A 12408-nucleotide genomic window follows, 5' to 3' on the forward strand; every position below is an offset into this window, starting at 1 on the left:
CTGCGGGCCCGCAGAGCGGCTGAGCGGGCTTGGCCGCCCTGTGTGACGGTGCTGGTCAGGGCGGTTCCGGAGGTGTGGCCACGGATCACCCGCGGACGACCACGCGGTCACCTGCGGTTTTCAAGGGCGCGGTCGGCCGTCGCCGGGCCTGTGCGGCCGAGAGCCGAGCAGGCGGGCGACCACGTGTCCTCACCCTGCGTCTGCGCCTGCCGCGTCGCTCGCCGGGTGTCCGTCCTGGAGTGCGGCGAGTGCCGCGGCGAGCTTGCCGCGGCTGGTGATGCCCAGGCGGGGATAGACGCGGTACAGATGGGCTCCGACGGTGCGGTGCGAGATGAACAGGCGCTGGCCGATCTCCCGGTTGCTCAGCCCCTGCGACGCGAGCACCGCGATCTGCATCTCCTGGGCCGACAGCCGGTCGCTGGTGTTCGCGTGCCGTCGGCCGCTCGACTCGCCGGCGGCACGCAACTGTTCGCGGGCCATCTCGGCCCACGGCCGCGCGCCGATCCGGTCGAACTCGTCGCGGGCGCTGCGCAGCGGGTTGCGGGCGTCGACGTTGTGCCGTTGTCGGCGCAGCCGGCGGCCGTGGTGCAGGTGCAGCCGGGCCCGCGCCAGGGCCCAGCCGGCGGGCAACGCGGCCAGCGCCGCGGTGTAGCGCTCGGTCGCCGTGTCGTCCGGCGCCAGCACCGCCTCGGTGTAGGCGTGAGCCACCACCATCATTTCCGAGGGCAGTCGGGCGGCCAACTCGGGCAGTCCGTCGAGTAGTTCCCGGGCCTGCGCCACGGTGCCCGCGGCCACCGCGGCGTCCGCCAGGTCCGGTGCGAGCAGCCAGCGGCTGACCGAGTGGTAGTGCGGGTCGGCCGGATCAAACGCGCGCGCGAAATTGTCGTACGCCTCGGCCGAGCGGCCGTCGAAGAGTGCGAGCAGACCCTCGACCTGCTGCCCCATCACGGCGGCGAACGGCATGCCGGGGAACAGCCGGTGGGTGCGCAGCTCGCCGAGCATCCGTGCCGCGTCCTCGGTGTCCCCGCGTATCGCCGCCACCAGACTCCCCGTCGCCTTCACTCCCAGCCAGACGATCCACTCCCCGGTCTCCTCGGCCAGGGCGAGTCCCTCACCGGATTCCTCGCGGGCCCGATCGAGCTGACCGAGGTACACCCGCGGCCAACTGCCCGCGAGTGACCGGGCGAGCAGCCCGAGTCTGCCCTGCGACCGCCACACGGTGGCCGCCAGTGTCAGGTACCGGGCGGCGAGAGTGGCGTCGCCCAGGACCATCGCGCCGCTGCCGAGGAAATGCATGATCCGGCCGTCCAGGCGATCCGGCCCGAGGCTGCCGAGCCGTGTGATCACCTCGGCGCCGTATCGGTACGGTTCGGTGTACGCCCGTACCGTCAGGACGACGGGAGAGTCCGGATCCGGGTTCCATCGGTCCAGCTCGGCCGCGGCCAACGAGCGCACCCGGGCGTCGCCGTCCTGAAAGAAGCACCTGGCGGCGGCCCGCCACAGCAGATTCTCGGCGACTGGTACGTCGCCTGTGTCGAACGCGCCGGCCGCGGTCGTCACCATGTCCTCGATCCGGCGGTGCGGCTCGTCGGGTTCGAAGGCCGCCTTGTCGGACACGACCATGAGGCGGGCCCGCTCCAGCGGGCCGAGTTCACTCATGTCGGCCTGGTCCAGCAGCAGTTGGGTGTGCACACGGTCGTTGATCTCGCTGGCCGACTCGACCGCCCGGACCAGGATTTCGGTCCTGCGGCGCGGGTCCTGGACGAGTTCGGCGGCCTGGCGCAGGGCCGGTACGGCCGAGGCCACCTTGCCCCGGGCCAGCGCCGTGTCCGCGAAACGTTCCAGCCGTGCGGCGAGTTCCTCGTCCGGGCCGAGCATCGCGGTGGCCAGGTGGAGGAGCTGGCGTTCGGGGGTGTCGGCCATGGCCGCGGCGATGGCGCGGTGGGTCGCCAGCCGGTCGGCGACCGTGGCGCGGGTGTAGATCGCCGAGCGCATCAGCGGATGCGGGAACACGAGGGTACGGCCGACCAGACCGACCAGGCCCGCGTCGACCGCCTCCTGCACCACGTCCAGTGAGACCACCGCCTCACTCAGGCTGCTCGCCACGTCCAGGAGCCGGTTCAGTGGTGCGCTGGGCTCGGCGGCCAGGGCCAGCAGGAGGGTACGGCACCCGGGGCTCGCCGAGTCCGTACGCGCGGCGAACGCGTCCTCCAGCCGCTGGGTGAGGGGCAGGTCGGCCGGCTGCGTGCCCATGTCGTGCACCGTCTTGGGCAGTTCGACGAGGGCCAGCGGGTTGCCTGCGGCGCGCTCCAGGACGAGGGCCCGCAGCGGCGCCGACAGTCCCGGTGCGCCCGCGTCGAGCAGTTCGGCGGCGGCCGACCGGCCCAGTGGTCGCAGGTGGAGCTCCGGCTGTGTGCTCGGGGCGTAGGAGTCGGGAGCGTGGAGCCGGGACGCCGCCACGAGCAGTACGGGAAGATCGCGGGTGCGCCGGGCGACGAATGCGAGGACGTCCCGGCTCGGCGAATCGACCCACTGCAGATCGTCGACGAGCAGCAGGAGCGGTTGCCCGTCGGCCGCGTCGGCGAGCAGTTCGAGCACGGCGAGCGCGACCTGAAAGATATGGGGCTCGGCCTGCGTGGCGCTGAACGCGTCGACAAGCGCGGCCCGGTGTGGGGACGGCAGCTTCCCGATGGCGTCGGCGACCGGTTGCAGCAGCAGTTGCAGAGCCGCGAACGGCAGCCACAACTCGGTCTCCACACCGGCCGTGCTCAGTACCGTGAAACCGCCCTCGGTGCCCTCGTCGCCGACCGAGCGCAGCAGAGCCGACTTGCCGACGCCGGCTGTGCCGTGGATCAACAGCGCACCGCCGCGTCCGGCCGCGGTGTCCGCCAGCAGTCCCCGCAGGAGTCGCGACTCCTCGTCCCGGCCGATCATCGCGCGGGTGCCTGGTTCGGTCTCAGGAGGGTTCCGGCTGCTGGGCTGAGCATGTGCGGCTTCCTCCGTGCAGGAGTCACGTTGCACGGCATCCTAGCCGCGGCCCATTACACCCTGGGCGCGATCACACCATCGGTAGAACGACTCGGCTTTCGTCCGTGACACAGCGCCGAAGCCCTGATGCGCGGGTGGTCGCACGGCAGAACCGGCCGCGCTGGTGGCTTCGGCCGGTTCTGTCGGCTTCGGTGGCGTGGGACATCGGTCCGGCCTCAGGATGGCTTCGCGCGGGTTCCCTGTACGGCGGACGGCGGCCCGATGCGGATGAGCGTTTCGCGGGTCTCCTCGGTCAGGCCGCCCCAGATCCCGTGCCGTTCCCGGTGGTCGAGGGCGTACCGGCGACACGGGATCCGCACCGGGCACCGTTCACAGAGGGCAAGTGCCCGCCGGACGGCGTTCCGGTCGTCCGGGGGCGGGAAGAAGGTCCTGATGTCGGAGTCTCGGCAGTTGGCCGCCCCGCACCAGTTCACCGCGGCGGGGGCCGATGGTGTGTCCTGCGCTGTCATGTCATCTCCTCCAGTTTCCTGCCGTTGGTCTCGCGCACGCGGACGGCGACGAAGACGAACGAGAGCGCGGCGAAGCCCGCGTAGACGGCGTAGGTGGACGACAGGTTCCAGTCCGACATGCGGGGGAAGCTCTCGGTGACGGCCCAGTTGGCGATCCAGTTCGCGGCGGTCGCCACCGACATCGCGGCGGCGCGGATCCTCAGCGGGAACATCTCGCCGACCATCACCCACAGCACGACACCCCAGGAGACCGCGAAGAAGAACACGAAGGTGTGGGCGGCGACCAGCGCCACGGTGCCCTGGGTGTCCGGAATGGACAGGCTGCCGCCGCTTCCCGTCTTGTACGAGAACGCCCAGGACGCGACGGCCAGCGACACGGCCATGCCGGCCGAACCGGTCAGGGCGAGCGGCTTGCGGCCGACCCGGTCGATCAGCAGCATCGCCACGACGGTTCCGACGATGTTGACGATCGACGTGGAGAGGCTGATCAGAAGGGAGTCGGCCTGGTCGATGCCCACGGACTGCCACAGCAGCGACGAGTAGTAGAAGATGACGTTGATGCCGACGAGCTGCTGAAAGACGGCCAGCCCGATGCCGACCCACACGATCGGCAGCAGCCCGAAGCGGCCGTCGAGCAGATCACGTACCCGCGGCCTGTGGTCGGTCTTGAGCGCGTGATGGATCTCGGCGAGCCGCTCCTCGGCGCCCGTGTACGTGCCCTGAAGGTCGCGCAGTACGGCAAGGGCCTCTGTCTCACGGCCCCTCGCGACGAGGAAGTGCGGTGACTCCGGGATGCGCAGGGTGAGCAGCAGGTAGGCGAGCGCCGGTACGACCGCGGCCATGAGCATCCACTGCCAGGCGTGCAGGGCGCCCAGCGGGTTCTCGCTCCTGCCGTCGGCTCCTTGGGCGATGCCCCAGTTGACGAGCTGGGAGGCGGTGATGCCGAGCACGATGGCCGCCTGCTGGAACGAGGCCAGCCGCCCGCGGTGGTCGGGCGGCGCGACCTCGGCGATGTAGGTGGGCCCGATCAGCGAGGCGAGGCCGATCGCCGCACCACCGACGATGCGCCAGGCGCCCAGGTCCCAGACGGAGAAGGGCATCGACGAGCCGAGCGCGCTGATCGCGAAGAGAACCGCGGCGAGGTGCATCACGCGCCGACGGCCGACGCGGTCGGCGAGACGTCCGGCGACCGCCGCTCCGAAGGCGGAACCGAGCAGAGCGGAGGCGACGATGGTGCCCGTCTCGCTGGAGGTGACGTCGAAGCGATGCTGGATTCCGGTGACGGCACCGTTGATGACGGCACTGTCGTAGCCGAACAGGAAGCCGCCGATCGACGCGGCCGCCGAGATGGAGGTGACACGCCGGAGGTTGGTCGGGCGGAGCGCGGCCCTTGAGTGGGCCCGCCCCGCGGAAGAGGCGTTCGCGGTCATGGACAAGGACTCCTTCACAGGACGGGTGCCCGACCGCGCAGGCGGCCGCACCGGTCGTGGGGGACGTGGATCGGGAGGACGACTGCGCTGAGGACCGGGCGCTGCGCTTCGTCCCGGTCGGCGGGCGTGCCGCCGCTCAGACTCCGACCACGGGGGCGGAGAGCAGTTCGTGGAGACGGGCGAGGTTCGCCGCGCCGACGAGGCCGGCGTCCGCTCCGACGGTGGCGGTGCGGACCTCGGCGTAGACGCGGTGCTCGCCGCCGCCGAGGGCCCGTCGGTAGGAGATCTCCGCCGGACGCCTGATCAGCTCGCCGGTGTCGCCGAGGCCGCCGCCGATGACGAGGACGGACGGGTCGAGGATGGAGGCGAGGTCGGCGAGGGCCTGGCCCAGCCAGCGGCCCGACCGCGCGAACACATCGAGGGAGAAGGGGTCTCCGCCGAGGGCGGCCTCGGTCAGATGGTGCCCGTCGAGGCCGCCGTAAGTACCGTCGCCCAGCGCGAGCACCGCCGCCGCACGGGCCGGATCGGCGGCCGCCATCTCGCGGGCCCGGCGCGTGTGGGCCGCGCCGCTGGCGTACTGCTCCATGCAGCCGTACTGGCCGCAGGGACAGCGCAGGCCGTCGGGAACCGCCCGGTAGTGGCCGATCTCGCCCGCCATGCCGAAGCGGCCACGGAAGAGCCGGCCCCTGCTGATGATGCCTCCCCCCAGGCCGGTGCCCGCCGTGACCATCAGCATGTCGTCGTGTCCGGCACCCGCTCCGTGGATGAACTCGCCCCAGGCGGCGGCGTTCGCGTCGTTCTCGACGACGACCGGAAGCCCGGTGGCCTCCTGGACGATGTCCCGGATCTCCTTGTCGTGCCAACCGAGGTTGGGTGCGAACCTGACCGTCGAGCGGTCCGCGTCCACGTATCCGGCGGCCCCGACGCCGACCGCCCGGACGTCGTCCCAGTTCCTGCGCACCTGCTGGACCGCCTCGGCGATGGCGCCGGCGATCCGGTCCGGGTCGCTCGGGGTGGGGATGCGGACACGGGAGACGACCTCCCCCGCGGGGTCCACCGTCCCGGCGGCGATCTTCGTGCCGCCCAGGTCGACGCCGACGGTCAGACCGCCGTTCTGTTCGTTCACGCGGCACCGCCCACGCCGTCGAACCGACGGTGCCCGTGCCGACATGTGTGTGCGCCTGACCGGTGCAGGCTGACGAGGCCGAGAGACATGGTGTGTTTCCTCACATGGTGAACCGTGTGAAGGCGATGGTTTCGCCGTCGGTCCGGCTACCGGCTCAGCTTCCGCAATCCGTCGGCGAGTTGCATGAGTCATTCGACTGCGACCAACTGCGGTCGCTCGTTGTGTCACACACGCGCCCGTCGCCTTGTCTTGCTGGGGAAGCAGTTCGATCGGATGGAGGCGTGACACGGTGTTGGACAACGAGACAATGAGCGGGGCCGACGAGCACGGGGGCCAGGACGGGACCGGGCCCAGGATGCTGGCGGACGTCAAGCCGCCCTTCGTGCCGGAGGGTGCTTCGGCGATGACCGTGGTGGTCGAGTGGCCTCCGGGACACCCCGGAACGCCACCGCACCGGCACTCGGGGCCGTGCTTCGGCTACGTCACCGAAGGCGCCGTCCGGTGGGAGCTCGAAGGCGAGCCCGAGCGGGTGATCAGGGCCGGTGAGACGTTCTGGGAGCCGGGCGGTGACGTGATCCACTACCGGAACGGCAACGCCCTGTCGGACACGCCGGCCAAGTACGTCGTCATCATGCTGTGCGCGCCCGGCCGGCCGATGCTCACGCTGGTCGACGAGGACGAGCTGGAGAAGCGGTCCCACCTGCGCGCCCCCCGGCCGACCGCCGACTGAACCACCGTCCGGGGACGAGGAGTCCGCCGCACCAGTTCTCGAAGGGGGCCACCGTGGCCGGTAACGGGTCGCTGCCGCACAGCACGACCGAGGTGCTCGTAGGACGCGACCGGGAACTGGAGCTGCTTCGGTCGTACGTCGACCAGGTGCTCGGGCACGGCGGGGTGCTGGTGCTGTCCGGGGAGCCGGGCGTCGGCAAGTCCGTGCTCCTTGATGCCGCGGCTGCGGCGGCGACGGCGGCCGGTGCGCTGGTCCTGCGCTCCGACGGCGTCGAGTTCCTCGCGGATCTGAGCTTCGCCGGGCTGAACCACGTACTCGAACCCCTGGTGCACGAGTACGGCGGTCTCGACCCGGTGCACCGCGAGGCGCTGACCGTGGCGCTGGGCGGGGGCGACGGTGCCCCCGTGGATCGGCTGGTCCTCTACGGGGCCGTCCTGGCGCTGCTCCGCCGGGCGGCGAGCGGCCGTCCGGTTCTGCTGATCGTCGACGACCTGCAATGGGTCGACCGGGCGAGCGCCGCCGCGCTCGCGTTCGTGGCGCGGCGGCTGGGCGGGAGCCGGGTGGGCCTTCTCGCGGCCTGCCGTCCCGGGTTCGAGATTTTCTTCGAACGCGCGGGACTTCCCGAGTTCACCGTGTCTCCGCTGGACGACAGGGCGGCGGCCGACCTGGTCGGCACCCGCTTCCCGCTGCTCGCCGGGCGGGAGCTGCGGCGGGTCCTCGCCCAGGCCCGGGGCAACCCGCTGGCCCTGCTGGAACTACCGGGCGCGCTCGGCGACGCGCGAGGCAGCGCGGGAGTGGTGCTCACCGACGTACTCCCGCTCAGCCGTCGACTGCAGGACCTGTATGCATCCCGGGTCGCCGAGATGCCCGCCCCCACCCGCCGGCTGCTGCTTCTGGCCGCGCTGGAGGGCGGCGGCGACCTGTCGGTGCTGCGGGCCGCCGTCGGCCAGGACGTGCTGTCCCTTCTCGCCCCCGCGGAGCGGGCGCAACTGCTGCGGATCGAGCACCGAGGGCTGGGGCGGCTGTCCTTCCACCATCCGCTGATCCGCGCGACCGTCGTGTCGGGCTCGACCAGCGGTCAGCGGCTGGACGCCCACCACGCTCTGGCCGAGGCGCTGACCGGACAACCCGATCGACGGGCCTGGCACCTCGCCGAGGCCACGACCGATCCGGACGAGCAGGTCGCGGCGCTCCTTGAGCACACCGCCCACCGGGTCCGCCGACGCGGCGACGCCGTCGGCGCGTTCAACGCGCTGGTACGGTCCGCGGACCTCACTCCCGGCCCCGCGGACCGCGGCAGACGGCTGGCCGAAGCCGCCTTCGTGGGCGCGGACGTCGCCGGCGAACTGCGCACGGCGGCCGAACTGCTCGTGGAGGCCCGCCGCGCCGACCCCGGGCTGCGGGGGTCGTTGCGCGCGGCGGCCGCCGCCTCCCAGGTGCTGCTCAACCGCGACGGTGACGTCAACACCGCGCACCGGCTCCTCGTCGGTGCCATCACGACCCGCGACGGCCGGTCCGACGGCGACGACGAGGCGCTCTTCGAGGCGCTGTGCACCCTGCGCAGGGTCTGTCTGTGCGCGGGCAGACCCGAGCTCTGGAACGCGTATCACGCCGCCATGTCGCAACTGACCGTGCCGATGCCTCCCCTCCAGGAACTGCTCGGCGACGTCTACTCCGATCCGGCACGCTCCTCGGCGGCAGCCCTCGGCCTGCTCGACGCGGTGATCCACGACCTGCATCGGGAGACGGACCCGAGCCGCATCGAACGGGTCGCGATGGCGGCACTCTTCGTGGACCGGGCGACGGGGTGCCGTGCGGCGCTCTGGCCCGTCGTCGAGGACGGTCGCGCGGGCGGTGCGGTCGCCTCGGCTCTCATCGGGCTGGTGGTGCTGTGCCAGGACGACTTCATGACGGGGCGGTGGGACGAGTGCGGCCGTCTCGCCGCGGAGGGGCTGGCGCTGTGCGAGGCCAACGGCTACCGGATGGTGGCCCAGCAGTTCCACCGGGCCCGGGGTCTGCTGGCCGCGGCGCGGGGCGACGACGGCACGGTGCGGGGACTGGCACAGGAGATCATGGAGTGGGCGGTACCCCGCGGCGCCCGGACCGTCGAGCACTTCGCGCGTCACATGACGGCACTGGCCGCCCTGGGACGCGGTGACCACGAGGAGGCCTACCTCGAAGCGGCGGCGATCAGCCCTGCGGGCGAGCTGGCCGCGCATGCCCCGCTGGCGTTGTGGGTGCCCATGGACCTCGTGGAAGCCGCCGTCCGCAGCGGACGCCGAGCCGAGGCGCTCGCCCATGTCGCCGTGATGCGGCAGACGGGCCTGCCCGGCATCTCCGGCCGGCTGGCACTGGTCACCGCCGGTTCGGCCGCGCTCGTCGCCCCCGAGGACCGGGCCACCGACGCCTTCGAGGAGGCGCTCGCCGTTCCCGGTGCCGAGCGCTGGCCCTTCGACCTCGCGCGAGTCCGGCTGGCCTACGGGCAGCACCTGCGTCGGGCACGGGCCGGGAAGGACGCGGGACCGCACCTCGCCGCCGCTCTCAAGACCTTCCGCCGTCTCGGGGCCGCTCCCTGGGCCGCGCGGGCGGCCGAGGAGCTGCGGGCCGCCGGTCGTACCGCCACTCGGGGGGCCCACCAGAATCCGGTGACGAGCCCGCTCACGGAGCAGGAACACCAGATCGCCGAACTGGCCGCCGCCGGGCTGACCAACAAGCAGATCGGCGAACGCCTGTTCCTCTCCCACCGGACCGTGGCGGCCCACCTGCACCGGATCTTCCCGAAGCTCGGTATCACCTCGCGGGTGACCCTCGGCGAGGCCCTCACCGCGCGGGAAGAGACGCGAGCGCGTCCCTGAGTGCCGCGCGTGAGGCGATGCCGAGTTTCGGGAACAGCTGGTAGAGGTGCGAACCCACGGTTCGGGGCGAGAGGTGGAGACGTTCCCCGATCTGCTTGTTGGTCATTCCGGCGGCGGCGAGTGCGGCGATCTCCTGCTCCTGTGCGGTGAGAGTCACGGAGCCGTGCTTCGCTCCGCTCCGGGACCGGTAGGTGGCGCGGAGTTCTCCCATGGCCCGGTCGGCCCACGGCCGGGCGCCCAGGTGCTCGAACACCTCGGCCGCCGCGTCCAGTTGGGCTCGGGCCTGCGTGACGAAGCGCATGCGCCTGAGGCGCTCTCCGTAGGCCAGCCGGATCCGCGCCAGATCGAAGGGCCAGTCCCGCGCTCCCGGGACGGCCAGTGCTTGCTCGAAACACCGGACCGCGTCGTCATCGGATGCGACCAGCGCGGCCGAGCCGGCCACCAGCAGCGCCAGCCGCGGAGAGAGGGCAGCGACACCGGCCTCCTGCAACGCACGCACGTGCGCCCTCGCCTCAGCGGTGCGCCGGGTGTGCACCGCTGCTTCCACCAGGTCCATGCAGGCCCACACCACGTACGGAGCATGGGACGCGAGTCGGCCCGCAGGGCTGATCGCCACGGCGTGGCGGTACGCGCATTCGTAGTCGCCGGCACCGAGTTCGGCGAGGACCCTTGCGTGGTCGGCGAAGGTTGCCGCCGTCAGAACTCCACGAGGCACGGCCCACTGCGTGATCCGGTCGGCCATGCCCCGGCTTTCCTCGAAGTGCCCGTGGACGGCGGCGAGCAGAGCCTGGTGGTACACGAAATGCCAGGAGAAGAAGGGGTATTGACGCTCCTCGCAGATGCTCAGCCCCTCGGCGGCCAGCGTTTCGGCCTCCGCCCACCGGCCGGCCGGGAAATCCTCCAGGCACAGCTGTGCGAGCGCGTCGATGTACCGGCGTACGTGGCCGCCCCGGCGTCCTCGGCGGACCACGTCCCAGGAGACGTCCCGCGGTTCCGTGACCCGGTCGGGATTCACGGCGGCCATGTGCGGCGCCGCCGCCGGCTCCGGACGGCCGAGGACCGCGAGGAAAGGCTTCCACAGGGCGTCCCGGCCCCCGGCCCAGCACACCCGCTGCAGCAGGTGCAGTGCCTCGACGAGGGCGTCGTCCTCGCCGTCGTGTCCGTGGCTTCCGGTCTCGATGGCCTCCACCAGGAGGCGGTGAGCCATGTCGATGTCGCCGTCACCGCCGTTGAGCAGGAGGAGCGCTTTTGTGGCGGCGGTCAGCGGCGACCTGCTGACCTCCGGATCCGCGTACCGGGCCCGGTCGAGGAGCTCCGAGGCCGCCCGCAGCTCACCGGTCGCGTCGGCGCGCAGATGGGCGGCCCGGGTCAGCCGGCGTGCGCGGTCCGCGGGGCGCGGGCTCAGTTCGGCGGCCCTGGTGAAGGCGGCGACCGCTGCCGTGGCGTCACCTCGCCGGGCGGCGCGGTGCCCGGCCTCCTCCAGGAGGGCGGAGACACGCTCGTCGGGAACCAGGGTGGCCCGGCCCAGGTGCCAGGCCCGGCGCTCGGGTACCGCCGCGCGGATCTCGGCGAGCGCGCGATGGGCCTGGCAGCGCTCGTTCAGGGTGCTGGTCTCGACGACCGCGGCCCTCGTCAACGGATGGCGGAAGTCGACCCGGTGGTTCGTACCGACGAAGGTGATCAGACGGTCCGATTCCGCCGCTGACAGCGCCGCGAGAACCGTCGGGTCGTCCGGTCCGACATGGAGGACGCCCGGATCTCCGGTGCCGTCGAGGGCCATGAGCAGCAGGAGCCGGCGCGACGCGGCCGGGAGGCGGGCCACGCGCGCGGCGTGGCGGTTCCGTGGACGCGGGGACCGTGGCAGTGCGTCGTGCGGATCGGTCAGCGCGTCGCGTTGCGGGCCGCTCAGCTCGGCGGGCAGCTCCACGAGCGCCAGCGGATTGCCCCGCGCCTGCGCCAGGACACGCTCCCGCGCCGGTTCGGCCAGCCCCGGGCAACGGACCCTGAGCAGTTCCGCCGCCGCGTCGCGATCCAGCGGCGGCAACTCGTACTCGGGGAGTCCGGCCCGCTCGAAGAAGGTCCCGGTTCCCGATCTGCAGGCAGCGAGGAATCCGAAGCGGCTGCCCGCCCGACGCGCGACGAGGCCCAGCACCACCGAAGAGGCCAGGTCGAAACCGGCGAGATCGTCCACGACGATGAACACGGGGTGTTCGATTGCCGCCCGGTGCAGCAGAGAGATCACCGAGTCGGCGACGTGACGGCCGTCGGGCACCGGGTCGCCCCCGTAGCCGAGCGCACTGCGCAGCACCCTGCGATGGGGGTCTACCAGGCGCTCGATCAGGTCGCTCAGCGGCAACAGCAACTGGTGCAGACCGGCGTAGGCGAGTTCGGCCTCGGACCGGACGCCGGCGGCCGAGAGAACCCGGGCACCCGCCTCGGACATGGCTCTGGCGACCTCACGGAGCAGCACGCTCTTGCCCACACCCGGCTCTCCCGAGAGCAGCAGGGCACGGGCCGCGGTCGAGCCTTGCCCGAGCAGCTCCGTGATCTCCTGGAGGTGCCGCGCACGCCCCACCACATCAAGGGGCTGACCGGCGTCCTCGGAGGGAGTCCGGGGCGACGGTTCGACGCGCGAGCCGAGTGACATGGGTACTCCGTACGTTCGCTCCGTCCTCCCACCGCACGGCGGGAAGACCTGAGCTCACCGTGCACCGGCCGGCGAGGGCGAACATCAGTCACGTGACTGCGCGGCGACTCGCGGGTCATTTGA

The 12408-nt window shown here is 72.2% G+C and carries 7 protein-coding genes; 2 read left to right on the forward strand and 5 right to left on the reverse strand.

Features of this window, described 5'->3' with window-relative positions; all coding sequences use genetic code 11:
• Positions 1–189: 189 nt before the first annotated feature.
• The 4 genes from OHT57_RS07495 to OHT57_RS07510 form a co-directional block, all read right to left on the reverse strand.
• Positions 190–2934 (reverse strand): ATP-binding protein, encoded by a 2745-nt coding sequence (locus OHT57_RS07495; protein WP_328745263.1) that lies wholly within the window; start codon positions 2932–2934, stop codon positions 190–192.
• Positions 2935–3203: 269 nt separating this feature from the next.
• Complete coding sequence (locus tag OHT57_RS07500) at positions 3204–3497, reverse strand: WhiB family transcriptional regulator (protein ID WP_328745264.1); 294 nt, start codon at positions 3495–3497, stop codon at positions 3204–3206.
• Positions 3494–4927, reverse strand: a complete 1434-nt coding sequence (locus OHT57_RS07505) for a sugar porter family MFS transporter (protein WP_328745266.1) — start codon at positions 4925–4927, stop codon at positions 3494–3496. Before OHT57_RS07505 ends, OHT57_RS07500 begins: the two co-directional genes overlap by 4 nt.
• Positions 4928–5063: 136 nt before the next feature.
• The gene (locus OHT57_RS07510; RefSeq protein WP_328745267.1) at positions 5064–6053 is read right to left on the reverse strand and encodes an ROK family glucokinase; all 990 of its coding nucleotides are present in this window, start codon (positions 6051–6053) and stop codon (positions 5064–5066) included.
• A gap of 307 nt (positions 6054–6360) precedes the next feature.
• Here OHT57_RS07510 and OHT57_RS07515 point away from each other — a divergent pair, with 307 nt between their 5' ends.
• Both OHT57_RS07515 and OHT57_RS07520 read left to right on the forward strand, forming a co-directional pair.
• Positions 6361–6783 (forward strand): cupin domain-containing protein, encoded by a 423-nt coding sequence (locus tag OHT57_RS07515; protein WP_443053601.1) that lies wholly within the window; start codon positions 6361–6363, stop codon positions 6781–6783.
• 53 nt (positions 6784–6836) lie between these two features.
• Complete coding sequence (locus tag OHT57_RS07520) at positions 6837–9638, forward strand: ATP-binding protein (RefSeq protein ID WP_328745268.1); 2802 nt, start codon at positions 6837–6839, stop codon at positions 9636–9638.
• On the opposite strand, the gene OHT57_RS07525 is transcribed toward OHT57_RS07520, so the two are convergent.
• Positions 9604–12285: an AAA family ATPase gene (locus tag OHT57_RS07525; RefSeq protein ID WP_328745269.1), complete on the reverse strand. Its 2682-nt coding sequence runs from the start codon at positions 12283–12285 to the stop codon at positions 9604–9606. The two genes, OHT57_RS07520 and OHT57_RS07525, sit on opposite strands and share 35 nt — an antisense overlap.
• Positions 12286–12408 lie beyond the last annotated feature (123 nt).

It is taken from the genome of Streptomyces sp. NBC_00285, assembly GCF_036174265.1.
Taxonomy (GTDB): Bacteria; Actinomycetota; Actinomycetes; order Streptomycetales; family Streptomycetaceae; genus Streptomyces.